14 protein-coding genes are annotated in these 25,749 nt (G+C 71.5%); 12 read left to right on the top strand and 2 right to left on the bottom strand.

The window, feature by feature from the left end:
* Positions 1–181 precede the first annotated feature (181 nt).
* From NQ151_RS14860 to eccCa, 3 genes are read left to right on the top strand one after another with little or no spacing between them, the layout of a single operon-like run.
* Complete coding sequence (locus NQ151_RS14860; protein ID WP_257508852.1) at positions 182–1,558, top strand: hypothetical protein; 1,377 nt, start codon at positions 182–184, stop codon at positions 1,556–1,558.
* Positions 1,555–2,550 (top strand): RDD family protein, encoded by a 996-nt coding sequence (locus tag NQ151_RS14855; RefSeq protein WP_257528575.1) that lies wholly within the window; start codon positions 1,555–1,557, stop codon positions 2,548–2,550. The genes NQ151_RS14860 and NQ151_RS14855 overlap by 4 nt, the downstream gene beginning before the upstream one ends.
* A complete protein-coding gene (gene eccCa / locus NQ151_RS14850) occupies positions 2,547–6,560 on the top strand; it encodes a type VII secretion protein EccCa (protein WP_257528574.1) in 4,014 nt (1,337 codons plus the stop codon). Before NQ151_RS14855 ends, eccCa begins: the two co-directional genes overlap by 4 nt.
* A 118-nt stretch (positions 6,561–6,678) precedes the next feature.
* Here the strand turns inward: eccCa and NQ151_RS14845 are convergent, their stop codons facing one another.
* On the bottom strand, positions 6,679–7,164 hold the full coding sequence (locus NQ151_RS14845) for a GNAT family N-acetyltransferase (protein ID WP_257528573.1): 486 nt from the start codon (positions 7,162–7,164) through the stop codon (positions 6,679–6,681).
* 276 nt (positions 7,165–7,440) lie between these two features.
* On the opposite strand from NQ151_RS14845, the gene NQ151_RS14840 reads away from it, so the two are divergent.
* From NQ151_RS14840 to NQ151_RS14830, 3 genes are all read left to right on the top strand, one after another.
* Positions 7,441–9,546, top strand: coding sequence for an acyl-CoA dehydrogenase family protein (locus tag NQ151_RS14840; protein WP_257528572.1), 2,106 nt, complete (start codon positions 7,441–7,443; stop codon positions 9,544–9,546).
* A 126-nt stretch (positions 9,547–9,672) separates the two neighbouring features.
* Positions 9,673–10,236, top strand: coding sequence for a DNA-3-methyladenine glycosylase I (locus NQ151_RS14835; RefSeq protein ID WP_286130184.1), 564 nt, complete (start codon positions 9,673–9,675; stop codon positions 10,234–10,236).
* A 76-nt stretch (positions 10,237–10,312) separates the two neighbouring features.
* Positions 10,313–11,173 (top strand): helix-turn-helix domain-containing protein, encoded by an 861-nt coding sequence (locus NQ151_RS14830; RefSeq protein ID WP_257528571.1) that lies wholly within the window; start codon positions 10,313–10,315, stop codon positions 11,171–11,173.
* On the opposite strand, the gene NQ151_RS14825 is transcribed toward NQ151_RS14830, so the two are convergent.
* On the bottom strand, positions 11,133–11,783 hold the full coding sequence (locus NQ151_RS14825; protein ID WP_257528570.1) for a dihydrofolate reductase family protein: 651 nt from the start codon (positions 11,781–11,783) through the stop codon (positions 11,133–11,135). The two genes, NQ151_RS14830 and NQ151_RS14825, sit on opposite strands and share 41 nt — an antisense overlap.
* A gap of 298 nt (positions 11,784–12,081) precedes the next feature.
* Here NQ151_RS14825 and NQ151_RS14820 point away from each other — a divergent pair, with 298 nt between their 5' ends.
* From NQ151_RS14820 to NQ151_RS14795, 6 genes are read left to right on the top strand one after another with little or no spacing between them, the layout of a single operon-like run.
* The gene (locus tag NQ151_RS14820) at positions 12,082–18,078 is read left to right on the top strand and encodes an Ig-like domain-containing protein (protein ID WP_257528569.1); all 5,997 of its coding nucleotides are present in this window, start codon (positions 12,082–12,084) and stop codon (positions 18,076–18,078) included.
* A 31-nt stretch (positions 18,079–18,109) separates the two neighbouring features.
* Positions 18,110–19,078 (top strand): AAA family ATPase, encoded by a 969-nt coding sequence (locus tag NQ151_RS14815; RefSeq protein ID WP_257528568.1) that lies wholly within the window; start codon positions 18,110–18,112, stop codon positions 19,076–19,078.
* Positions 19,075–20,370 carry a DUF58 domain-containing protein gene (locus tag NQ151_RS14810; protein ID WP_257508858.1) on the top strand — a complete coding sequence of 432 codons (1,296 nt, stop codon included), beginning with the start codon at positions 19,075–19,077 and terminating at the stop codon, positions 20,368–20,370. The genes NQ151_RS14815 and NQ151_RS14810 overlap by 4 nt, the downstream gene beginning before the upstream one ends.
* Entirely contained in the window at positions 20,367–22,691 is a 2,325-nt protein-coding gene (locus tag NQ151_RS14805) for a transglutaminase TgpA family protein (protein WP_257528567.1), read from the top strand. The genes NQ151_RS14810 and NQ151_RS14805 overlap by 4 nt, the downstream gene beginning before the upstream one ends.
* On the top strand, positions 22,688–24,097 hold the full coding sequence (locus NQ151_RS14800; RefSeq protein WP_257528566.1) for an FHA domain-containing protein: 1,410 nt from the start codon (positions 22,688–22,690) through the stop codon (positions 24,095–24,097). The genes NQ151_RS14805 and NQ151_RS14800 overlap by 4 nt, the downstream gene beginning before the upstream one ends.
* The gene (locus NQ151_RS14795) at positions 24,097–25,746 is read left to right on the top strand and encodes a serine/threonine-protein kinase (RefSeq protein WP_257528565.1); all 1,650 of its coding nucleotides are present in this window, start codon (positions 24,097–24,099) and stop codon (positions 25,744–25,746) included. Before NQ151_RS14800 ends, NQ151_RS14795 begins: the two co-directional genes overlap by 1 nt.
* Positions 25,747–25,749: the final 3 nt, after the last annotated feature.

Genomic DNA, 25,749 nt, shown 5'->3' with positions numbered 1-25,749 from the left:
GAATGGGCAATCGGCACCTGATCAAATACGTCATTGACAAATGAGGGCACTCTCATGTTCGATCGTCAGGTTGGGGCGGCTCGCCCGACGGTGAGACGACGGTGACCCGGTGATGTGCCGGGTCCGTCTCGACGGGCGACTCGATCGCGACCGCCTGAGTGCCAGGGAAGGCAGGGTGCGGGTGACGCGGGAGACCGTCCGGCGCCGACGTATCGCGATCGTCGACGGCGCGCGCCGCCACGATCTGGTCGTGCCCGTCCACGCGCGTGTGGACGACGCTGTCCGCGCGGTCGGCGCGCATCCCGGGACGGGCGCGGGAGCCGTCGTAGAGATCGCCGGTCGACAGATCGCGCCGGACACCCTGTTGGGAGACCTCGAGGACGGCACCGTGCTGATGCTCGTCGACATCTCCCCCGCGCCGGGGCGGGGCCGTGGGCGACCGCGGGTGGGGTCGTTGCCGCCGGCGGATCTTCCGACGCCCACGTGGTGGGTGCTGGCCGGGGCGGGGGCCGTGCTCGCTGCGGTCGTGCTGTTCACACCGACCGGCGACTTCACCTCCGTGCGTAGGCTCGCCGGGGCGGCCGCGGCCGTTGCCGCGATGCTGGCGGGGACGGTGTTCGCCGTCCGTGCGCCGCGCGGGCGGCGCGCTCCGCTTGCCCCCACCATCGCGGTCCTCGTGCTCGGGTTCGCTGCCGGAGCCGCGCTGGTGCCCCCGGTGCCCGCCTCCGGGGGTGTGCTGGCCGTGTTCGTCGGAACGCTCTTCGCCGCGACGCTGGCGGGCATCATGGGTACCGCCACACCGTCCCCAACGCTGCGCGCCGAAAGCCGCACCGCCATGGCGGTGCTCCTCGTCATCGCCGTGGTGTGGGGCGCGGCACTGCTGTGGCGCATGGATGCGGCCGCTCCCGCCGCCGTGACGCTCGGTCTCATCCCCGCAGGTCACCGGCTGCTGCTTGCCACAGTCGTAGACGTTCCGCCGGGCACGTTCATCGACTACGCCCGTTTCCAGACGACCCGTTGGACCGTCCGGCAGCAGCTGCCGGAGGAGGTGCTGTTCGTCGACGACGACGAGGCGCGCCGCCTCGTGCAGCGATCCACCGCCCGCCTGCTCACCGGCGTCCTGCTCCTGGTCGTGGCGGGCGTGGCTGCCGCGCCCATCGCGCTGCCGTCCTTCCCCTCCGACGATCCGCTCGTGCTTGTCGGCCGGATCGCGCTGGGCGTGACCGTGGTGCTGTCCCTCCTGCTGGGCGCACGCCGTGCGACGGTCCCCGCGTTGCGCTGGATCTCGCGTCTGGGGGCCGCAGCCGTCCTGCTGGTGATGCTGATCGCCCTCATCCCCTCGGCGGACACGAGAATGCTGACGGTGGTGGCCGCCCTGGCGCTCGCCGCCGGTGCCGCGAGCGCCTTCCTCGTGATCCCCGCCGGTCGCGGCGTGCGGTCGCTCGCATGGTCGCGCGCCGGTGATGCGCTCGAGTGGATCGCGGTGGCCCTCTCACTGCCGGCGGCATTCCTCGCCGCCGACGTCGTCGACGCGCTGCGTGCAATGATGGCCGCATGAGCCTGCCATCGACCTTCGTCGGTGCGCCCGCGCCCCTCGGGGCCCGGCTCGGCGCCTTCTCGATCGACGTAGCGCTGGTCGCATTGCTGACCGCCGTGGGCGTCGTGCTGGGGTCCCCGGTGCTGGGGATCGCGCTCGGCGCCGAGGCGCTGCTGGGGCTGTGGATGCTGGAGGCCCGCACGGGCGCGACGCCCGGCGGGCTGATGCTACGCATGCGCGTCGCACGAGAGGATGTTCCGTTTTCGCCCGGTGCCGGACGTGCCTTCGTGCGCGGTCTGCTGCTGTTGCTTTCGGCGGTGGTGCTTCTCGCCGGAGCATGGGTCGTCGTGGCCTCGGCGGCGTGGGACCGCGCCGGTCGTCGTCGGTCATGGCATGACAAGGCCTCCGAGACGGTGGTCGTGGCGTTGCCCGAGCGGTCGGCGGCCGGCCCGGCGGCGAGCCTTGCCGCCCCCACCGTGCTCGGGCGTTCCGCCGGCGCTGCGGCGCGCCCGGTGCCGGCGGCCGGACCTCCCGCCACCGAGATCCTGTCGGCAGCGGGGTGGGAGCCGGTGGCCCCGGCGCCCGGCCGCGACGTGCCGCCACCGCCGACGGTGCCCACTGCACCCTCGGTCCCGACGGCCCCGGCGTTGCCACCGTCGCTGCGCGGCGCTCAACTGCTGCTCGTATTCGATACCGGGCAGCGGGCGCAGTTCCCCCTGCCTGCCGCCGTCAACCTCGGCCGCGCCCCGGTGGCCACCGAACCCGGCGACGCGGTGCTCGCCGTCGAGGATCCCGACCGGATGGTCTCCAAGATGCACCTGCGTCTCGAGCACGACGGCCGGACGGCGTGGGTCATCGATGCCGGCTCGACGAACGGTTCGGAGCTCGTCGACGAGGACGGCACCGGGCGTCCTCTCGCCTCCGGCGTGCGAACGCCGCTGGACGAGGGTACCCGCGTCCGGGTGGGAGAGCGCGTTTTCACCGTCAGTCGACTGATCGGAAACCCCGCGTGAGCAAGGGACCCCGCCTGGCGCCGCCCAGCCTGCCCGACGGCCGCATCGTGCTGCAGCCGCCGCCCGAACTCGTGCCAAGCGAGGGCGGCAGCGGCATCCTCACCTCGCTGCTGCCGATGCTTGGCAGCGTCGGTGCGATCGTCATGGTGACGCTGACCAATGCCGGGCCCACCGGGTTCCTCATCGGCGGGATGTTCCTGCTGTCATCGCTGGGATTCGTCGCCGTCAACGGCTGGCGGCAGCGGTCGCAGCGCACGGCGCAGGTGCTCGGCAACCGCCGCGAGTACCTCGCGTACCTGGCCGATCTGCGCGAGACGGTGCGCGTGGCCGCACGCAAGCAGCGCCGACACGGCGGGTGGATCACCCCCGCACCTGCGGCGCTGCCCTTCATCGCCGAGGAGCGGTCGCGCGTGTGGGAACGGGAACCGGGGGACCCGGCCTTTCTCCTGGCCCGCATCGGGACGTCGGATCAGCCGCTGAGCATCGCGCTGGCGGCGCCGGAGCTGCCGCCGCTCGCCCAGCTGGACCCCGTCGCCGCATCCGCGGCGCACCGGTTCATGCTGACCCACGAGATCCAGCACGACATCCCGCTCGGCATCGAGCTGGACGACTACGCGCGCCTGGAGATCGTCGGTCCTCAGGAAGAATCCATCCGATCGCTCGCGCGGGCGATCGTGACGGGCGCGGCGACCCTGCACGATCCGGAGGACCTGATCGTGGCGATCCTCGCCGGCGAGCAGCAGGCCGCCCACTGGGAGTGGGCGAAGTGGCTGCCGCACGTGATGTCGCCGCGCGTGGAGGACCGCCTGGGACCTGCCCGGATGATCGCCGCGTCGCTGGACGACCTCGAGGACATGCTGCCCGCGCAGCTGCGGGATCGTCCTCGGTTCGGGGCGGGCGAGGGGGTGACCCCGCACGTGCTGCTGGTGATCGACGGGGCCGAGCCGGGCACCGGCAGCCCGGTCGTGGCAAGCGAAGGCATGCAGGGCGTCACCGTGATCGACCTGCCGCAGCGCTGGGGGGAGCTCACGCACCCCGCCACCGCGCGCATCGCCCTGGCGGATGCTGCGCCGCCACGGATCACCGGATCCTTCCGCAGGGGCCGCGCCGTGGCATCCACCCCTCCCGCCCGCGCCGAGTTCATCGACCTCGCGCGCGCAGCGGAACCGTTCACCCCGGATGCGATGTCGATCGCAGAGGCCGAGGCCACCGCTCGCCGGCTGATGCCGCTGCGCTCGCGACCGATGCGCGTCGAGGACGCTCCTGTCGCGCAGGGCCAGCGCGAGCTCACCGAGTTGCTGGGACTGCCCGACGTCCGCTCGATCGATTTCGACCGAGTGTGGTCGGGCCGCCTCGAACGCGACCGGCTGCGCGTCCCGATCGGTCAGGACACGACCGGCGCACCGCTCGTGCTCGACATCAAGGAGGCGGCGCAGCAGGGATCCGGCCCGCACGGGATCATGGTGGGCGCCACCGGGTCGGGCAAATCGGAGGTGCTGCGCACGCTCGTGCTGGCCCTCGCACTGACCCATTCACCCGAGCATCTCAACTTCGTCCTCGTCGACTTCAAGGGTGGGGCGACGTTCGCCGGGATGGCGAGTATGCCCCACGTGTCGGCGGTGATCACGAACCTCGGCAGCGAGCTGGCACTGGTCGACCGTTTCCAGGACGCATTGCAGGGCGAGATCACGCGCCGACAGGAGCTCCTGCGCGCCGCGGGCAACTTCGCCAACGTCGGCGAGTACGAGAAGGCGCGCCGCGGCGGGCGCACCGACCTGGCCCCGCTGCCGGCCCTGCTCGTGATCGTGGATGAGTTCTCCGAGCTGCTGTCTGCCAAGCCGGAGTTCGTGGAGAGCTTCCTGAACATCGGTCGGGTGGGCCGCTCCCTGCACGTGCATCTGCTGCTGGCCTCGCAGCGTCTCGAAGAGGGCAAGCTCCGGGGACTCGACACGTACCTGTCGTACCGGATCGGCCTGCGCACGTTCTCGGCATCCGAGTCACGCACGATCATCGGTACCCCCGACGCGTACACGTTGCCGCAGGAGCCGGGCGTCGGCTTCCTCAAGAGCGACACCGAGACCCTCGTACAGTTCCGCGCCGCGTACGTGTCGGGCAGGCCGAAGACCGACCCGGGCGATGTCGTCGATGAGACGACGTCCGGCGTCGACGGTCCAGCGCACATCGAGGTCTTCACCGCCGCCGCACAGCCGGTCGAAGCAGCGCAGGACGTCCCTGCCCGGGTGATCGCCCCGGCCGCCGCCGTGGAGGAGCGCGCGACGTTCCAGATCGCCGTGGAGCGGATGCAGGGTCACGGTCCGGCCGCGCATCAGGTGTGGTTGCCGCCGCTGTCCGATCCCGCCTCGCTGGACGAGCTCATGCCCGACCTCGTGGAGGACCCGCAGCTCGGTCTGATCTCTCCCGGATGGCGCGCGGCCGGTATCCTCACCGTGCCCCTCGGGCTCGTCGACGTGCCGCTCGAGCAGCGCCGCGACCGCCTCGTCGTCGGGCTGGGCGGCGCCGCCGGTCACGTCGCGATCGTGGGATCGCCGCTGAGCGGGAAGTCCACGCTCGCGCGCACGCTGGTCTCGGCGCTCGCGCTGATCGGCACGCCCCAGGAGCTGCAGTTCTACGTGCTCGACTTCGGCGGCGGTAGCTTCACGGCGATGCAGCAGCATCCCCATCTTGCCGGGGTGGCCACGCGCACCGAGCCCGAAGCCGTGCGTCGCACGATCGCCGAGATCGAGTCGATCGTCGACGCGCGCGAACAGTATTTCCGCCGTCACGGCATCGACTCGATCGAGACCTACCGCGGTCGGCGGCGCAGGGGCGACGTGGACGATGGCTTCGGCGACGTCTTCCTCGTCGTGGACGGCTGGGCGACGGTGCGCGGCGAGTATGAGCCACTGGAGGCCCGCATCCAGACCATCGCCGCGCGGGGGCTGAGCTTCGGTGTGCACGTGATCATCACGGCCAACCGGTGGCTTGAGATTCGCGCCAGCCTCAAGGACCTCATCCAGACCAGGCTCGAGCTGCGCCAGGGCGATCCGACTGATTCCGACGTCGACCGCAAGCAGGCTGCGAACGTCCCCGTCGGTCAGCCCGGCCGCGGCCTCAGCCCCGCCAAGCTCCAGATGCTCGGTGCGATCCCGCGCATCGACGGCTCATCCGACCCGGCCACCCTCTCCGACGGCGTGCAGGATCTGATCGCGCGCGTGTCCGCGGCGTGGCGAGGGGCACCCGGGCCGAAACTGCGGCTGCTTCCTGACATGCTCCCGCTGGACGAACTGCGGGCGCTCGCCGCTCCCGAGGACCGCCGGCTGCTCCTGGGCATCGAGGAGGCGCAGCTGTCCGCGTTCGGGATCGACCCGCGTGTCGAGCCGCACCTGTTCCTCTACGGTGACTCCGGCATGGGGAAATCGGCCTTCCTGCGCGGCGTGGTCCAGGAGATCACACGCGTCTACCGTCCGGATGAGGCGAAGATCTTCGTGGTCGACTACCGGCGGGCGCTCCTCGGCGAGGTCCCAGCCGACTACCTCGGCGCGTATCTCACGTCGCACGAGCTGGCCACCGGTGGCATGAACGATCTCGCGCAGTACTTCGGGAACCGCATCGCCGGCCCCGACGTCACCCCGGAGCAGTTGCGCGAGCGGAGTTGGTGGAAGGGCGCTGACGGGTTCATCATCGTCGACGACTATGACCTCGTCGCGACGAGCCAGGGCAACCCGCTCGCCGTGCTGCAGCCGCTGCTCGCGCAGGCCGGCGACGTGGGGCTGCACGTCATCCTCACGCGCCGCACCGGGGGAGCCAGCCGCGCCGCCTACGACCCGATCATCCAGCGGTTCACGGATCTGGGCGTGACCGGCATCCTGCTGGGCGGAAACCCCGAGGAGGGCGCGCTGATCGGACGGGTCAAGCCGGTGCGCGCCGCCCCGGGGCGCGCGCAGATCGTCAGTCGCGAGCACGGGCTGGTCTCGGCGCAGCTGGCCTTCCCCCCGCCGACCGCCCACTGACCCCACCGCGCCGCCGAGTGAGTATTCGTGCCGCCGAGTGAGTATTCGTGCCGCCGAGTGAGTATTCGTGCTGCCGAGCGAGTATTCGTGCCGCCGACATTGCAGGTGGACGGCACGGCTACAGCGCGAGCGTCCAGATGCGGAAGGTGAGTTCGCCGCCACGCCAGGGCATGGTCTTCTCGCCCTGCGCGGCGAACCCGGCATGGCGGCAGAGGGCGTTGGATGCCGGGTTGTCCACACCGGGATATGCGACGAGAAGGTCGCGGCGACCGTCCGCCTGTGCGGAATCGATCAGCTGACGCAGCGCCTCGCCCGCGACGCCTCGACCCTGAAACTCCGGCAGTACGCTCCACCCCGTCTCGAACGCCGGATGCCCGTCGTGCTCGACCTCCCAGTAGCCGATGCCGCCGGCCGGGTCCGCGTCGACATCGATGCGGAACATGTGGCCCGAGCCGAGGCTCCACGCACGCAGGTAACGCTCCTGCCGGTCGACGAGTTGCGCCGGGGTTTCCGAGCCGCCGAGGAACACCGTCATCTCGGGCGTATTCATACGGACGAGCAGATCGAAGTCGTCCTCACTCCAGCGTGCAAGCGTCACCGGCATCCGGCGCCCCTCTCGACGCGTCCCATCCTGTCCGCCGCATTGAGTAGACGCCAAGCACCGGGTGCGATGAATACTCACTCGACGCGATGAATACTCACTCGCGGGCACGAATACTCACTCGCGGGCACGAATACTCACTCGGCGGCGGGTGTGGGGTGCGCACAACGGGGGGTCGGGGGGTGGGCGGCGGTGCCTGTCGATACCAGCCAACCGGGTTGAGGTCGGGTTGTGGGACACCTACGGTCGTATGATTCCGTTTCCCACCGAAAGGTGACCATGACCGACGCCGCAGTCCGTCCCCGCAAGCCCGCCACGAGCAAGCGCACCCCCGCCGGTGGCGCCCCGACCGCGCCGCACACCGCCGAGCAGGCCCACGAGTCCCGCATCGACATCGACGCCGTCACCGACCTGCTGCTGGGAACCTGGGCCGCCACCCGCCGCGAAGCGCGCGAGATGGTGAAGAACCCGGCGTTCTGGCGCATCGACGGGCAGCCGATGGCCGAACACCGGGAACGGGTCCTGGAGCAGCTGCACCTCCTCGTCGAGCACGGTGGCTCGCGGCGGGCCTACCCCGAGGAGTACGGCGGGCTCAACGACAACGGTGCCAACGTCGCCGCGTACCTGGAGCTGGTCCTCGCCGATCCGAGCCTGCAGGTCAAGGCGGGCGTGCAGTGGGGTCTGTTCGGCTCGGCGATCCACCACCTCGGCACGAAACCCCACCACGACAAGTGGTTGCGCGACGTGATGAACCTCAAGATCCCCGGGGCCTTCGCGATGACGGAGACCGGCCACGGATCGGATGTCGCCGCGGTCGGCACGACCGCCACCTACGACCTCGACACCGAGGAATTCGTCATCCACACCCCCTTCCGGGGCGCCTGGAAGGACTACCTCGGCAACGCGGCACTGCACGGGCGGGCCGCGACCGTCTTCGCGCAGCTGATCAGCGGCGGCGTCAACTATGGCGTGCACTGCTTCTTCGTGCCGCTGCGCGATGAGCAGGGCGACTTCCTCCCCGGCATCGGCGGCGAGGACGACGGCGTCAAGGGCGGGCTCAACGGCATCGACAACGGGCGCCTGCACTTCGACCAGGTGCGCATTCCGCGCGAGAACCTCCTCAACCGCTACGGCGACATCGCCCCCGACGGCACCTACTCCAGCGAGATCGCCAGCCCCGGTCGCCGCTTCTTCACGATGCTCGGCGCGCTCGTGCAGGGTCGGGTGTGCATCGAAGGCGCGGCCACCAACGCCACTGCGCTGGCGCTCAAGATCGCCGTCACCTACGCCAATCAGCGTCGCCAATTCGACAGCGGCAGCGGCAGCGACGAGGTCGTGCTGCTGGACTACGCCAAGCACCAGCGGCGCCTGCTGCCGCGCCTGGCGGAGGTGTACGCGCAGCATTTCGCCGGCGACGAGCTGATCCAGAAGTTCGACGGCGTCTTCAGCGGGCGCAAGGACACCCCGGACGAACGCGAAGACCTCGAGACCCTCGCCGCCGCGCTGAAGGCGATGTCCACCTGGAACGCGCTGGACACAATCCAGGAGTGCCGTGAAGCGTGCGGCGGCTCCGGCTTCCTCGCCGAGAACCGGCTCGTGGGGCTCCACCAGGATCTCGACGTGTACGCCACCTTCGAAGGCGACAACACCGTGCTGCTGCAACTGGTGGGCAAGCGCCTGCTGAGCGACTTCGCCAAGCAGTTCAAGGGTGCGGATGCCGCGAAGCTCGCTCGTTTCGCCGTCGGCCAGACCGCAGGCAGGGTCTTCCACGGCGCGGGTCTGCGCCAGCTCGGCCAGGCGGTCACCGATTTCGGGTCCACGGCACGTTCGGTCGAACTGGGGCTGCGGGCCGATCAGCAGCACGACCTGCTGTCGGGCCGGGTGCAGCAGATGGTGTCGGATGTTGCCGGGCGCCTGCGCCCCGCTGCCAAATTGGCACCCGCGGCGGCCGCTGCCCTGTTCAACGAGAACCAGTCCGAGCTCATCGAAGCGGCCCGGGCACACGCCGAGCTGTTGCAGTGGGAGGCACTCACCGACGGCGTGAACCGCGCCGGTGACGAGGGCACGCGTGAGGTGCTCACGTGGCTGCGCGACCTGTTCGGGCTGTCGCTGATCGAGAAGCACCTCGCCTGGCACCTGATCCACGGGCGCCTGTCGACCCAGCGCGCGGCGTCGGTGTCGCGCTACATCGACCGGCTGTGCGCGCGGCTGCGTCCGCACGCACAGGACCTCGTCGACGCGTTCGGCTTCGAGCCGGAGCACGTGCGCGCCCCCATCGCGTCGGGCGCCGAGCAGGATCGTCAGCAGGAGGCGCGCGAGTACTACGCCGCGCTGGCGGCATCCGGTACGGCGCCGGTGTCGGAGAAGTCACTCAAGAAGAAGTGACGCTGCCCGGCGCATAACTCAGGAAGAAGTCCCGACTCGGGCCCGTGCGATGATGCGCGGGCCCGTTCTTCCTGAATCGTGCGCCCGCGCGCCGTCCGCACCCCGCCGTAGGGTGGCGGGGTGAGCATCGACACCCGTCTCGGCCCCGACGATGTTCCTCGATGCGCGTGGGTGGGCGATGACCCCGAGTACACCCGCTACCACGACGAGGAGTGGGGTCGTGCGCTGCACGGCGACCGGGAACTGTTCGAGAAGATGAGCCTGGAGGGCTTCCAGGCGGGCCTGTCGTGGATCACGATCTTGCGCAAGCGCCCGCGGTTCCGCGAGGTCTTCGCCGGCTTCGACCCCGCCTCCGTCGCGGCGTTCGACGACGACGACGTGGAACGACTGATGACGGATGCCGGGATCGTGCGCAACCGCGCCAAGATCACCGCCGTGATCGGCAACGCCCGCCTCGTTGAGGCGATGGCGCCGGGCGAACTGGACGCGCTGATGTGGTCCTTCGCCCCTCCGCCCCGGCCGCGCCCGCAATCGTTCGCCGAGATCACCGCGACCACCCCCGAATCCGACGCGATGTCGAAGGAGCTTCGCCGCCGCGGCTTCCGCTTCGTCGGGTCGACGACGATGTACGCGCTGATGCAGTCATCGGGCATGGTCGATGACCACGTGGCGGGCTGCTGGCGCGCATAACACTGGGATGTCGCGGCGCGCAGGGCTACGGTGGGGCCACCGTGGATCGGCGGGACGGGCATCACCGGGAGGTGCCATGGCATCGGATGCGAGTGCGGGCTCGGGGCCGGTCGTCGTGCGTCACCCGGTCCCGACCGCACTGCGCCCCTTCGTCGCCGGCATCCTCGGCTTCGACGAGCAGGCGCCGCCGGAGGGACGCATCCGCGTGCAGCCGGGGGGCAGCCTGCTGGTGCTCAATCTGTCGTTCGCGGCACCGATGCGCGTGGTGGAGCTTCCGGCGGGTGAGGGCGCCGGCGTGACCTACCAGGCGTTCCTCGCCGGGCTCATGCCCGGCCCCGCCCGCACAATGTTCACGGGCAGGCATGCGTCGGTGCAGATCTACCTCACTCCGGTCGGCGCGCACCGGCTGCTGGCGGCGCCGGGCACCGAGACGGCGGCACGCGTGCTGCCGGCGGGGGACGTGCTGCCGCGCAGCATCCGGAATCTCCCCGATCGTCTCGCCGACGCCGCAGCGTGGGGAGAACGGTTCGCCCTCGTCACCGATGCGTTGCTGACGTTGGCGGCGAGCCCCGCCGCGGTCGACGAGCTGGTGCCGTGGATGTGGCGGGAATTGCGCCGCTCGGGCGGCCGCGTCAGGGTCGACCAGCTCGCCCGCGCGTCGGGCTGGAGCGTGCGGCACGTGTCGCACCGCTTCACCGAGTCCGCCGGCATCCCACCGAAACTGGCCGCCCAGCTCATTCGGTTCGAACGCGCCCACGCCGCGCTGTCGGCCGCCTCCCTCGCCGACGTCGCCGCCCGGGGCGGCTACGCCGACCAGAGTCACCTCGCCCGCGAGGTGCGGCGCTTCGCGGGCGAGACGCCGACCCAGCTCGTCCGGGCCGAGCGTCCCACCGCGTTCACCGCCCTGCGCCAACCTCCTGCGTCACCGGCTCCATAGCAGGCAGAAGCGTGACGTCGGCGATCTCCGCCCCGACGTCGTAGGCGACGCAGATCGTGCCGAGGTCGGTGGCGGTCACCGACGACAGTGTGAGTCGCCGCGGCTGTGGCAGCCCACCGAACAGGCGGGTGCCGGAGCCCAGCAGCAGCGGATGCACGAACAGGCGCAGCCGGTCGACCAGGCCCGCCGCCAGCAGGTCGCGGGCCAGTGCGCCGCTGCCCAGGAGCGCGATGTCGCCGTCGACCTGACGCTTCAGGTCGGCCACCACCTCCGGCCGGTCGATCTCGATGCGGGCCGTCCCCTGCCACTGCGGTAGACCCAGCGTGCGCGAGGCGACGTACTTCGGGGCAGCGTTGAGGTGCGCCGCCATCGGGTTACTGTCGGGCTGGAGCGGCCAGAACGACGCCATCTTCTCGTACGTCTTCCGCCCGAACAGGTAGGCCGCCGTGGCTGCCGCCTCGGCCGAGCCCTGCGCGCGGTGGATGCCGCCTGCGAAAGGTGCCCCCCAGCCCCCGTGCGTGAAGCCGCCGCTGGTGTCCTCCTCCGGTGAGCCGAGGCCTTGCATCACGCCGTCAGCGCTGAGGAATTCGATCATCGTCAATGTGCCCATGTCCTGCTCCTTTCCGCCTCGACGGTAGAAGCTCGCCTTCGACCGCATCTAGAACGAATCGGCAAAACGTCATCTGGCGCGCATAGCGGCGCATGGGGACTTCTCCCCACGGCGGCACCCTCGCGCGCCCACTAGGGTGGACCAAGCGCCGACGATATGTCGGACCCGACGCCACGCAATCGCTGGACACGACAAAGGGGGACTGTTCCAGATGAGGTCCTTCGCGTGGCTTCGTGCGCGCCCGCGCAGCCTTGCCTCGGCGTCAGTCGTCACCATCTCCGCCATTGCGCTGACGACGATGGCCTTCCTTTACGAGGGGTTCCCGACCACCGATGTCGAGCTGAACGACGGCTCCGTCTGGGTCACCAAGCAGTCCAGCTACCTCGTCGGCCGCTTCAACGATGCCTCCCAGGTGCTCGACGCCGGGCTGCGCACCGTCTCGGACCAGTACGACATCGTGCAGGACGGGCGCACCGTGCTGGTCCTCGACCAGGCCAACTCCACGCTCGCTCCGGTGGATGTGGCCACCGTCGCCACCGTCGGCGACATCGACATCCCCACCGGCGCCACCGTGGGCGTCGGCGCTGCCACCGTCTCGGTGCTCGAGCCGCAGGACGGCGCGCTGTGGGTCACCCCGGCGTCGGGGCTGGCGGGCTTCACTCCCGCCGACGACCCGATCGCCTCGTTCGGCGAGGGCGCCGCGGCCGTCACCGGCCCCGACGGCACCGTCTACGTCGCCTCGCCCGAGCAGGGCACCGTGACCACGGTGCGCTTGGGGCCGGAAGACGTGGAATCCTCCAGCGAGGAGATCGACGGTCTCAACGAGGGCGACGAGCTGTCGATCACGGTGGCCGGCACCACGCCGGTGCTGCTGAACAAGACCGACTCCCGGCTGTGGGTCGCAGGCCTGGGCCTGCGGGACCTCAAGGGTGTGGCGGATGCCGTCATGCAGCATCCCTCCACCTTCACCGAGCACGTCAGCTACGCCACCCCGACCGCGCTGGTCACCGTGCCCCTGGGCGACGGTGACGTCACCGAGACCAAGGCCGGCGGCAACGGCGCCCCCGCGGCGCCGGTGTCGCTCAAGGGCTGCGTGTATGCCGCGTGGGGCGGCTCGGCCCGCTTCGTCCGCGACTGTCCGCAGGACCGCGACGACCTGGTCGACGAGATCCCCGGCATGGCGGCGGATGCCACCGTCGTTTTCCGCGTGAACCGCGACGTCGTCGTGCTCAACGACATCGTCGCGGGCTCGGCGTGGACGGTCACCGAGTCGCTCGAGATGGTCGACAACTGGGACGACATCATCCCGCCCGAAGGCGGCGACGAGACCGAGCAGACCTCCACCGAGGTCTCCGAGGAGACGTCCCTGCCCGAGCGCACCGACGTCAACCACCCGCCGGTCGCCGAGGACGACGACTTCGGCGTGCGGCCGGGTCGCACCACGGTGCTGCCGGTGCTCGACAACGACAACGACCCCGACGGCGACGTGCTCACCGCCGAGGCGCAGGGCGGGGTGACCGTCGGCGACCTCGCCCCGATCTACGGCGGGCGCGCGCTGCAGGTGACGGTGCCCGAGGGGGCCACCGGCAACGAGCTGTTCACGTACGAGGTCAACGACGGCCGCCCTGGCGGCACGGATCAGGCCACCGTCTCGCTCGAAGTGCGCCCGTGGACGGTCAACTCCGCCCCGGTGCAGCGCACGATCCCGGTCGTCGTCGTCGAGCAGGGCGGACAGATCACCTACGACACGCTGCTGGACTGGATCGACCCCGACGGCGACGACATGTTCCTGCGCTCGGCGGCCACCGACGGTGGCGACGAGGTCGACTTCACCTCCGACGGCGAGATCACCTTCCGGGCGGTCGGGTCGGTGCAGGGTCGCCGCGAGGTCACCATCACCGTCTCCGACGGAAACGAGGACACCACCGGCACCGTGCAGGTGGACGTGCGCCCGGTCGGTTCGACCAAGCCCATCACGTCGCCCGACCACGTCGTGGTACGCACCGGCGAGAAGATCTCGATCTCTCCGCTGGACAACGACGTCTCTCCCAGCGGCGCCCCGCTGCGCCTGGCCCGGGTCACCGAGATCGCCGGCGCCGAGGTGTCGCCGGATTACAACGCCGGGACCTTCTCGTTCGTCTCGCCCACCCCCGGCGTCTATTACGTGCAGTACCTCGCCACCGACGGACCGCAGACGGTGGTGGGTCTGGTGCGCGTGGACGTGCTGACGGCAGCCGACCCCGACGACCCGCCGATCGCGGTGCGCGACGTCGCGCTGCTGCCGACGGGCAAAGACGTGCGCATCGACGTGCTGGCCAACGACTCCGACCCGGCCGGCGGCATCCTCGTCGTGCAGTCGGTCACCGCACCGCCGAACTCCCGCGTCTCGGTGTCCGTCATCGACCACCGCTATCTGCTGGTGACCGACCAGTCCGGGCTCTCCCAGCAGGTGACGATCCAGTACCAGATCTCCAACGGCCGCCACTCGGCGCAGGGTGACGTCGTCGTGATCCCGATCCCGGCGCCCGCGCAGCTGCGGCCGCCGGTCGCCGCCGACGACACCGTCGTCGTGCGTGCCGGCGACGTCGTGAGCATCCCGGTGCTGGAGAACGATTACCACCCCAGCGGCGACGCGATCACGCTGCTGCCCGACCTCATCGATCCGCTGATCGACCCCGCCGACGGTGAGGCGTTCGTCTCGGAGGAAGCCCTGCGCTTCCGCGCGGGCCCGGAGGCCAAGACGGTCTACGCGACGTACGAGATCGCCGATTCGCTCGGGCAGAAGGATGCCGGGTACGTCACGATCCAGATCCTCGACGTCGATGCCGAGAACAACCAGGCACCGCGCCCCCGGGACGTCACCGCCCGGGTGCTCAGCGGCTCCGAAGTGAAGATCCCGATTCCGCTGGACGGCATCGACCCCGACGGCGACTCGGTGCAGCTGGTCGGCGAGGCCTCCGCGCCGACGCTCGGGCGCATCGTGGACGTCGGGGACAACTTCCTGCTCTACGAGGCGTTCGGCGAGTCGTTCGGCACCGACGAATTCACCTACACGGTGCAGGACCGGCTCGGCCGCTCCGCCACCGCCTCGGTGCGGGTCGGCATCGCGCCGGCGACAGGCGTGAACCAGGCGCCGTTCGCGGTGAAGGACGTCGTGCTGATGCGGCCGAACCGTACCGTCGCCGTGCCCGTCACGGTGAACGACTCCGACCCCGAGGGCGACATCGTGCGGCTCGTCGACGGCGGCCTGGAGGTGCCCGAGGGTATCGAGGCATCCGTCAAGGGCGACCGCGTGGTCATCTCCAGCGCCGAAGAGACCGGCACCAAGACCATGACCTACACGATCCGCGATGAGCGCGGAGCGTCGGCCATCGGTTCACTCGTCGTCACGATCGACCCGGATGTGCCGCTGCAGACGCCCATCGCCCGCGACGACCGCGTGACGATCGCCGACGTCGGCGATCAGCCGCACGTCGACGTCGAGGTGCTGCTCAACGACGAGGACCCCGACGGGGTGCGCGACGAGCTGGCGATCAGCACGGCCGAGGAGGACGTCACGGTGCGCTCGGCCGGCGTCGTGCGCGTCCCGATCGCCGAGACGGCGCGCATCGTCCGCTACGACGTCACCGACGTCGACGGTCTCACCGCCTCCGCGTTCATCCACGTCCCCGGCTTCGCCGACCTGCGACCGTCGCTGCGCTCGACCGGTGCCATCGAGGTCATCAGCGGCGAGACGATCGAGATCGCCCTCGAAGACCACGTCGTCGTCGCCGGCGGCGGCCGGGCGATCATCACCGAGGCCGCGAAGGTCTCGGCGATCCACTCCAACGGTGCTTCGCTCGTGCAGGATGCCTCGACACTGGTCTACACCTCGGCGGACGGCTACAACGGCGCCGACGCGATCACGTTCGAGGTCACCGACGGCACCGGACCGGACGACCCGGAGGGCCGGATCGCGACGCTGAGCATCTCGATCACCGTGCTGCCGCCCGACAACGAGCCGCCGACCCTGTCGGGGGCCTCGATCACGGTCGCCCCGGGCGAAGAAGCGGCAACCCTGGACCTGCGCGGTCTCGCGTCCGACCCCAACGAGGAGGACGTGCCGAACCTGCAGTTCCGCACCGTCGACTCGGCCCCCGAAGGCTTCTCGGCGTCGGTGTCCGACGGGGTCCTCAGCGTTTCCGCCGACGCGGACACCCCCAAGGGCACCGTTGCGACGATCGACGTGGAGGTCACCGACGGCGAGACCGATCCGGTCACGGCGACGATGACCGCGACCGTCTCGGCATCCACTCGTCCGCTGGCCGTGGCCACCGACGACGTGCTGGCCGAGGCGCACCAGGGCGTCACGCAGACGATCGATGTGCTCGCCAACGACCAGAGCCCGTTCCCGAACGAGCCGCTGACCGTCATCGACGCGCAGGTGGAGTCCGGGCAGGTGCAGGGGCAGCCGCGGGTGCTGGAGAACGGCCGTGTCGAGGTCACCCCCGGCGCCGAGTTCACCGGCAGTCTCGTGGTGCGCTATCGCGTGCAGGATGCCACCGAAGACCCCGACCGTCTCGTGGACGGCCGCATCCGGCTGACGGTGCAGGGCCGCCCCGACGTACCAGGTACCCCGACGGTGTCCAGCGTGCAGGATCGCACCGTGGTGCTGTCGTGGTCGTCGCCGTCGAACAACGGCGCCGAGATCACGTCCTACACGGTCACCTCGACGGCGGGCAACTACACCAAGACCTGCGCCTCGACCACGTGCACCCTCGACGGGCTGACCAACAACGTCGAGTACAACTTCACCGTCACCGCGACCAACCGCGTCGGCACCTCGGACCCGTCCGCCCCGTCGGCCACTGCCCGGCCCGACGCCCGGCCCGACACCCCGCAGCCGCCGGCGCTGGGCTTCGGCGACCGCGCGCTGGACGTGTCGTGGACGACGCCGTCGACCCCGGGTTCGCCGGTGCAGTCGTTCGACCTGGAGATCTCGCCCGCCCCACCGTCGGGTGCGACGCAGAAGACCGGCGTGACCGGCAACGCGATGCGCTGGGAGGGCCTGGAGAACGGCACCGCCTACCAGGTGCGGGTGCGCGCGGTGAACCGCGCCCCCGAACCGTCGGCATGGAGCAGCTGGTCGCCCAACGAGATCCCCGCCGGGCCGCCGGCGGCCCCCGCGGCACCCACCACGCAGCGTCTGTCGCCGGTGGGCGGCCAGGCGCAGCTGCAGGTGTCGTGGACGCAGCCGTCGACGAACGGTGCGGCCATCGATGCCTATACGCTGCGCGTGCTGCGCGGCGGCAGCGTCGTCAACACGATCCCCGTCGGCGGCGGCCAGCTCACCCAGGCCGTGAACGTCGAGGCGTCGACGGCCGATTACACCTTCACCGTCGCTGCGACGAACAAGGCAGGGCAGGGTGCGTTCAGCGCGCCGTCGGCCCCGCGCCGGGCGTTCGTCGAGCCGGGCGCTCCCACCGGGGTGAGCGCGTCGCCGGGGAACGGACAGCTCTCCTTCACCGCGACGGCGGGCGCCGGCAACGGCGCCAACGCGAACGAGCTCGACTATGAGTACTCGATCAACGGCGGCGGCTGGAGCGGCTCCTTTGCGACCTTGACCAAGGGAGCGACCATCTCCGGTTCGGTCGGGGGGCTGGCCAATGGCACGACCTACTCGATCGCCATCCGAGCGGTCAACCGGATGGACGGGCAGTACTACGCCGGCCCCGGTTCGCCGGGATCCAACGGGGTCGTCCCGTTCGGCCCGCCGAACACTCCGGGCGCGGGCGCGTCGGCCAGCGGCACGTCGATCACCTTCTCGTGGTCTCGCCCCGCCCTCAACGGCCGCGACATCGCCCGCATCGAGATCAACATCGCCGGCGGCGGGTGGGAGAACGTCGGCGCGCAGAACGGCAGCCGGGCCGTCGACTACGGCCACGCCCAGCACCACACGATCCAGGTGCGGGTGGTCGACACCGAGGGTCAGGTCAGCGGCGTGGCATCCGCCAGCGCCCGCACCTCCGACCCGCCGCCACCCCCGAGCGCGCGTTCGGTGAAGGGGTCGCCTCGGCCCGAACAGGGCTGTGTGCACATGTGCTACAACCTGGCCGTCACCACCAGCGCCAACTTCCCCGCCGGCAGCTACCGCTACCAGTGCATCGCGGGCGGCCGGCAGTGGAACGACTACGAGGGCCCGGTGCACATCGGCGCCGGCACCACGACGGAGTTCCAGTGCTGGCGCGGCGACCCCGGCGCCGTCACCTACGTCAACATCGTCGGCTGGGGCGCCGCAGAATCGTTCGTCTGGTGACGCACCGAGACCATAGGAAAGCAGGAAACTCATGACGATGACCGTGGAGCAGGCAACGTGGTTCCGTGACACGTTCACACGTCTGGCCGACAACGTCGGGCAGGCCGTGCTCGGCAAGGACGAGGTCGTGCGCCTCGTGCTGACGGCCATGCTCGCCGAGGGGCACGTGCTCCTTGAGGACGCGCCGGGGACGGGAAAGACGAGCCTGGCTCGTGCGCTGGCGGCCACCGTTCAGGGCACCAGCAGTCGCATCCAGTTCACGCCCGACCTGCTGCCCTCGGACGTGACGGGTGTGACGATCTACGACCAGGCGACGCACAAGTTCGACTTCCACAAGGGACCGGTGTTCGCGCAGGTGGTGCTGGCCGACGAGATCAACCGTGCCTCGCCGAAGACCCAGTCGGCGCTGCTGGAGGTCATGGAGGAGTCGCGCATCACCGTCGACGGTGTCGCGCACGAAGTGGGCCGCCCGTTCCTGGTGATCGCCACGCAGAACCCGATCGAGCAGGCCGGTACGTACAAGCTCCCCGAAGCGCAGCTGGACCGGTTCATGCTGAAGACCTCCATCGGCTACCCCGACCTGGCCGTGGCCGAACGCATCCTCGCCGGCTCCGCCGATCGCAACCCCACCGCCCGGCTGCAGCCGGTCGTCACGGCCCACGCCGTGGCCGAGATGGCCGATCTCGCCGCGACGGCCCACGTCGACTCCGCGCTGCTGCGCTACGCGGCGCAGATGGCCGAAGCCACCCGCGGGACCAAGGAGACCACCATCGGCGTCTCGGTGCGCGGCATGCTCGCAATCGTCCGCGCCGCGAAGGTCAAGGCCGCCAGTGAGGGCCGCCACTACGTGCTGCCCGACGACATCAAGGCACTCGCGCTGCCGGTGTGGAGCCACCGGCTCGTGCTGGACCCCGAGGCGGAGTTCTCCGGCGTCACCGCCCGCAGCGTCGTGCAGCGGGTCGTCGACGACATCCCGGCGCCGCAGGCCCGCGCGGCATGACCGCCTCTGCGCACCCCGCCGCCCCGACGCTTGCGCGCCGGGGCGCTCGGCGTGCGCCCTCGGCCGCGCGCCCGACCCTCCGCGCCCGCTACGAGGCATCCGTTGCCCCCGTCGCCGGGCCCGTGGCGCGTCGGCTCGGCCGCATCTTCGGCGTCGTCACGCCGCTGGGCTGGGGGGTCGCCGCGGTGACGGCGGTCGCCGGCATCGCCGGCATGATCCTTGGCTGGTGGGAGCTGACCACGCTCGCGCTGTGCGGCATCGCGCTGCTGGCCGTGTGCTCGGTGTTCCTCATCGGCCGCACGCAGTACGACGTGTCGCTGGATCTGACCCGGGAGCGGGTCGTGGTCGGCGAGCGTGCCGTGGGCAGCCTCACACTGCGCAACCCCGGCACGCGGGCGATCCTGCCCGCACGCGTCATCCTGCCCGTCGGCCACGCCCGCCCGGTGTTCGAAGTGCCGCGGCTGGCGGTGGGCGCCAGCCACGACGACCTCTTCGCGATCCCGACGACCCGCCGCGCGGTGCTGACGGTCGGCCCGGTCAGCGCCGTCCGCGGCGACCCGCTCGGCATCTTCCAGCGCACCCAGGCGTGGACGGATCCGCTCGAACTGTTCGTGCACCCGCACACGGTCGGGCTGGGCGGGATGTCCGCCGGATTCCTGCGGGACCTGGAAGGCCTTCCCACCCGCGATCTGTCCAGCGACGACGTGTCGTTCCACGCGCTGCGTCAGTACGCCCCGGGCGATGACCGCCGTCACGTGCACTGGCGGTCAACGGCACGCGTCGGCACGCTCATGGTGCGCCAGTTCGAAGACACCCGGCGCTCGCACATCGTCGTGACCCTCTCGCGCAACGCCGCCGAGTACGCCGACCCCGAGGAGTTCGAACTCGCCGTCTCGGCCGCCGGTTCCATCGCAGCGCAGGCCATCCGCGACGACCGTGAGGTGTCGGTGCTCAGCCAGGACGTCACCGTCCCCACCATGGCCGGCCGCCCCCTGCTCGACGCGCTGTCGGGCATCGAGACCGCCCATGCCGTCGCGTCGACCACGGAGCTTGCCGCGCGGGTCAAGGTCGAGGCGCTGCAGGCCAGCATCGTCGTCATGCTCACCGGGTCCCGCGTCTCCGCGCCGGCGCTGCGCGCGGCCGCCCGCACCCTGCCCGGCGGCGCCCGCGTGCTGGGCGTGTCCTGCACGGCCGGGGCCACCCCGGGCCTGCGCCGACTGGGGGACGCCACGGTGCTCACCCTCGGCGCGCTCTCGGACCTTCCCGTCGGCCTGCGGCGGGTGCTCTCGTGAGTGACACCGGTACCGAGCGGATGCCGCTGACGCGCCGCACCGCGATCGATCTCGCCGCGGTCGCCGCGCTGATCGCCGTGTCGATCGTCGGGTTCGGTCCCACCTTCGACAGCCCGTACTTCCTCATCACCGGGTTCGGCGCCCTCGTGATCGGCCTGGGCCTGGCGGTGCTCGGCACCGTGCTGCGGTGGGGGGTGCTTCCCCTCGCGGCGGCGACGATCGCGGCCTACTTCGTCTTCGGCGCGCCGCTGGCGGTGCCCACGACGACGCTCGGCGGTGTCGTGCCGACGCTGGAGAGCCTGCTCACCCTCGCCGGCGGCGTCGTGTTCGCGTGGAAGCAGTTCCTCACCGCCGTCGCGCCGTTCGCGGCATCCGATTCGTTCCTGATCGTCCCCTACCTCTCGGTGCTGTTGGTCTCGGTGCTGTCGGGCTCGATCGCGCTGCGCGCCAGGCAGTACGGCTGGACGCTGCTGCCCGCCGGCGTGCTGCTGGTGCTGGCGATCGCGTTCGGCATGTCCCAGCCGGCGGTGCCGATCATCCAGGGCGCCGTCTTCGCCGTCGTGGCGATCGCGTGGGCGTCGTACCGCCGCTCGATCTCGGCGCACCGGTACGCGGCCGAATCCGGTTCCACCACAGTGCACGGCACCGGGCGTCGCGTGCTGGCCGCGGCCGGCGTACTGGCGCTGGCGATCGGTCTCGGTGCCGGCGCGAGCGCCGTGGTGGCCCCGGCTGGTCCCCGCTATGTCGTGCGCGACGCGATCCTGCCGCCCATCGATCTGCGCAACTACGTCAGCCCGCTGCAGTCCTTCCGCGCTTACGTGCGCGACAAGGCCGATGAGACGCTGTTCACCGTCGAGGGGCTGCCAGAGGGTGGCCGGGTGCGGCTGGCGACGCTGGATGCCTACGACGGCGTCGTCTACAACGTCGCGAGCGAGGGCGCCGGGTCGTCGGCGAGCTTCCTGCGCATGGGCGACAAGATCCCCGCCACCGTCGAGGGGGAATCCGCCACGCTCGAGGTCGAGATCGGGTCGCTCCGCGGCGTGTGGCTGCCCGATGCCGGGTATCTCACCGGCATCAGCTACCGCGGCGACCGTGCCGACGACCTGCAACGGTCCACGTTCTACAACCGCGCGACCGGCGTCGGCGTCGTGACCGCGGGGCTGCGCGAAGGCGACAGCTACACACTCGAGGTCGTGCTGCCCCGCACGCCCACACGGGCGCAGTTGGAAGAGGCCGCGATCGCCCCGCTCGCGCTGCCGCCGCAGCAGGACGTGCCCGAGGGCACCGCGTCGATGGCGTCGAAGCTCGTCGGCTCGGCCGACACCCCGTTCGAGCAGGTCGATGCCCTCGCGACCGCGCTGTCGGCGAAGGGGTTCTTCAGTCACGGACTCGAGGGCGAGGCGATCTCGCGCGCCGGGCACGGCTCGGAGCGCATCCAGGCGCTGCTGGCGACGCCGGAGCGCATGATCGGCGACGACGAGCAGTACGCCGTCACGATGGCGCTGCTGGCCGGTCAGCTGGGACTGCCGGCACGCGTGGTGATGGGCTTCTACCCCGAGGAGGAAGCCACCGGCGGGGCTTTCGCCGCCACCGGCGAGGACCTGCACGCGTGGGTGGAGGTCGCGTTCGACGAGTACGGCTGGGTGCCCTTTGACCCCACGCCGCCGGAGGACCAGGTCCCGACCGACCAGCAGACGGTGCCGCAGACCGAACTGCAGCCGCAGACGCTGCAGCCGCCGCCGCCCGCGCAGGATCCGGTCAACCTGCCGCCGGACGTCCCGGAGGACGAGGGCAACGAAGACGACGACGATGGCGGCCCGTTCGCGTGGCTCGCGATCCTCGCGTGGATCGCGGCGGGCATCGGCATCCTGCTGGTGCTGGCGGCTCCCTTCCTGGCGGTGCTGCTGCTGAAGCTGCGTCGCCGCCGTCGGCGCCGCGAGACCGGCGCCCCGTCGGAGCGCACCAGCGGCGCGTGGGACGAAGTGCTCGACACCGCCCGCGACTTCGGCGCGAAGACGCCCACCGGCGGGACGCGCCGGGAGGACGGGGCTGTGCTGGCCGAGGCCCTCGCGACACCCGGCGTCGTCGCGGTGGCACAGCGCGCGGATGCCGGCGTGTTCGGTCCCGGCGAACCGGCCGAGCAGGACGTCGAGGAGCTGTGGCGCGAGGTCGACGAGATCATCGTCGGCCTGCAAGGCTCGGTCGGCTTCTGGCGTCGGCTACGATCGCGGCTGAGCCTGCGGTCGCTGATCCGCCCCGCCGGCAAGCCCGCTCGCAGTCCCCGAGGCCGCACCGCGCCCGCTACGAAGGACCGGTCATGACCACATCACGCCCCACCCCCGCGCGCTACACCGCCGGCGATGCCTACGCGATCGCATCGCCGCGCGGCGTCGCGCTGGTCTCCCCCGAGGTGGACCCGGAGATCGTCGAGGGGGTCTGGCAGGCGCTGGCCTCCGGTGGCGGGCTCGCCGGAGTGCTGGATGCCGCGACCGGATCCAGTGGCCGCTTCGCCGATGTGCCGCCGTTCGGGATGGTCGTCACCGGCGAGCCTGCCCGCGTGCTCGTGCGCGGAGCGGTGGAAGCCCACGTGACCGACGCGGCCGGGCGCACCTGCGTGCTCAGCGGCACCGGGGTCGCCACCTGGGCCGAACACGTCGTCGCCGACGCGCGCGCGGTGGCGTTGCGCATCGGCCCCGCTGCCGGGGTCGCCCTTCCGATCGTGGACGGCATCGTCCGCGCCGGCGGGGTGACGGTCGTGCTGACGCAGGATGCCGTTGACGTACCGCTGGCGCCGATCGCCCCGCCGGTGCTGGCGCCGATCGCCCCGCCGGTGCTGGCGCCGATCGCCCCGCCGGTGCTGGCGCCGATCGCCCCGCCGGTGCTGGCACCGACCGCCCCGCCGGTGCTGGCACCGACCGCCCCGCCGGTCCCGGCGCTCATCGACACCGACGATGAGCCGGCTCCTGCCGAGGGCGAGCCCGCAGACGCCGAGCCGGTCGAGGCCGAACCCGCAGATGCCGAGGAACCGTCGCCGGAGCCGCTCATCGACGTACCGGCCTGGGTCAGCGGCGACGCCGCTGCGGCCCGCTCCGCCGCCGGCGCCGACGACCCGCTGGAGACCGTGCAGTCCGACCGCCGTGGCCGCTTCGCCCACCTGTGGGGCGAGACGGTGATGGCCTCGGTGGCCGCCGCAGCCGTCGCCGATGCGCAGCAGCCTGCGGCCGCAGGCGATGCTCCCCGCCCCGACTCCGGCGGCGAATCCCTGGTGCGCGCGGGCGACCATGACGGCGCCACCGTGTCGCTGGCCGCCGCGCGCGCCATGCGGGCGAGAGGCCGCGCCGAGGCCGACCTGCCGCCCGTGCCCGCCCCGCCCGCCCCGGTGCCGCCGCCGGCGCTGGGCCGCCTCGAGCTGTCGACGGGGCGGACGCTGGTGCTCGACCGTGGTGTCGTCATCGGCCGGCGGCCCCGTGCCACACGCGTGGGCGACGACGTGCCGCAGCTGGTCACGGTCGAAAGTCCCAGCCAGGACATCTCCCGCAGTCACATCGAGGTGCGCCGTGAAGGCGAATCGGCCGTCGTGGTCGACCTCGACACCACCAACGGCACCGTGCTGCACCGGGACGGCTCCAGTCCCATGCGATTGCACCCCGGGGAGGCGACCATCCTGCTCGACGGCGATGCGCTTGACCTCGGTGACGAAGTGACCGTGACCTACCGGGAGGGTTGATGAACGCGTCACGTCCGCCCACCGCTCCTCCGGACATCCCCGGCTTCATCTATCGGGAACTGCTCGGCTCGGGCGGGTTCGCCGACGTGTTCCTCTACGACCAGGCGCTGCCGCAGCGTCGCGTCGCGGTGAAGGTGCTGCTGGCCGATCGGCTCAGCCAGACCTCCATCGAGGATTTCGCCGCTGAGGCCAACATCATGGCCCAGCTGTCGACGCATCCCGCGATCGTCACGATCTACCAGGCCGGTGTCTCCGACGACGGCCGGCCATATCTGGTGATGGAGTACTGCTCCCGCCCCAACCTGCAGGCGCGGTACCGACGTGAGCCGTTCTCGGTGGCCGAGTCGCTGCGGGTGGGCGTGCAGGTCGCTGCCGCCGTCGAGACCGCGCACCGCGCCGGTATCCTGCACCGCGACATCAAACCGGCGAACATCCTCGTCACGGAATACAACCGGCCGGCACTGACCGACTTCGGCATTTCGACCGCCGGCGACTCCGTGCAGGAACTGGCGGGCATGTCGATCCCGTGGTCCCCGCCGGAGGCATTCGCCGAGGCAGGGTCGCCGGGACGCAGCGGAGACGTCTACGCGCTCGGCGCCACGGTCTACACGCTGCTGGCAGGGCGGTCGCCCTTCGAGATCCCGGGGCAGCGCAACGGCAGTTCGGAACTCATTCAGCGGGTACTGACGATGCCGGTGCCCCCGCTGGGCCGCGCCGACGCGCCGGCCTCGCTGCAGCGGGCGCTGGAGCGGGCCATGGCCACCGCCCCCGGCGACCGCTACGCCAGCGCGCTGGACTTCGCCCGCGCGCTGCAGCGGGTGCAACTCGAGCTGAACATGGCCGCCACCCCGATCGACGTCATCGACGAGAGCGTCGACGACTCCCCGATGGAAGACGAGGACGGCGGGCTGACCCGCATCCGGGGCATCGTCAGCATCGACCCCTCGCTCCCGCCGCCGATCGTGCGGGCACCCGGCTCGACGACCCCGCTGGCGGGCACCACGTCGCCGCCGGCGGGGACGACGGTCGGCGCCACCATGCTGCGCCCCGCCGCCGGTCACCTGCCCATGTGGGACAGTGCGCCCCCGGATGCCACCGTGCAGCGTTCCGCGCCGCTGGGTACGTCCACGGCCGCTCCCGCGCCGGCGTTCGCGGCGGCGCCCCCGGTGGCGGACTCCCCCGTCCAGGGCGAGGAGGAGGCCCCGGCTTCGGCACCCGCCCGCCCCCGGCGGACCGGCGCGCTCATCGGGGGCATCGTGGCTGCCGTCGTCGTGCTCGGTGGCGGCGGCATCGCCCTCGCGGCGGCGACCGGGCTGCTGGCACCGGCGGCAGAGCCCTCGTCGGCGCCTGAGGACGAGGAAGAGGGCCCGGCCGACATCCTCCCCGACGGCGGCGTGCCCACCGTGGCGGACTTGGAAGGGGCCGTGCAGGGCGACAACGTGACGTTCACGTGGCGCAACGCCGAACCCGAGGAGGGCGACACCTACCTGTGGGCCGTCCAGCGCCTCGGCGAGGAGTCCCGGATGGAATCCACCGATCAGACCACGCTGACGGTGCCGGCCGAGCCGGGTGGGCGCACGTGTGTCGAGATCACCCTCGTGCGCGCCGACCGGCAGAGTTCGCCGGTGGCGGAGGCGTGCGCGCCCTGACCG

Source organism: Microbacterium sp. zg-YB36, from assembly GCF_024623575.2.
Classification (GTDB): domain Bacteria; phylum Actinomycetota; class Actinomycetes; order Actinomycetales; family Microbacteriaceae; genus Microbacterium.
This window is presented reverse-complemented; position numbering and strand designations above follow the sequence as displayed.

What these genes read in the sequence shown, in the direction of transcription:
- NQ151_RS14825 (WP_257528570.1), bottom strand. Translation starts at nt 11,783, where the DNA reads ATGGGCACATTGACGATGATCGAATTCCTCAGCGCTGACGGCGTGATG.
- NQ151_RS14845 (WP_257528573.1), bottom strand. Translation starts at nt 7,164, where the DNA reads ATGCCGGTGACGCTTGCACGCTGGAGTGAGGACGACTTCGATCTGCTC.
- NQ151_RS14855 (WP_257528575.1), top strand. Translation starts at nt 1,555, where the DNA reads ATGAGCCTGCCATCGACCTTCGTCGGTGCGCCCGCGCCCCTCGGGGCC.
- NQ151_RS14800 (WP_257528566.1), top strand. Translation starts at nt 22,688, where the DNA reads ATGACCACATCACGCCCCACCCCCGCGCGCTACACCGCCGGCGATGCC.
- NQ151_RS14810 (WP_257508858.1), top strand. Translation starts at nt 19,075, where the DNA reads ATGACCGCCTCTGCGCACCCCGCCGCCCCGACGCTTGCGCGCCGGGGC.
- NQ151_RS14830 (WP_257528571.1), top strand. Translation starts at nt 10,313, where the DNA reads ATGGCATCGGATGCGAGTGCGGGCTCGGGGCCGGTCGTCGTGCGTCAC.
- NQ151_RS14820 (WP_257528569.1), top strand. Translation starts at nt 12,082, where the DNA reads ATGGCCTTCCTTTACGAGGGGTTCCCGACCACCGATGTCGAGCTGAAC.
- NQ151_RS14815 (WP_257528568.1), top strand. Translation starts at nt 18,110, where the DNA reads ATGACGATGACCGTGGAGCAGGCAACGTGGTTCCGTGACACGTTCACA.
- NQ151_RS14795 (WP_257528565.1), top strand. Translation starts at nt 24,097, where the DNA reads ATGAACGCGTCACGTCCGCCCACCGCTCCTCCGGACATCCCCGGCTTC.
- NQ151_RS14840 (WP_257528572.1), top strand. Translation starts at nt 7,441, where the DNA reads ATGACCGACGCCGCAGTCCGTCCCCGCAAGCCCGCCACGAGCAAGCGC.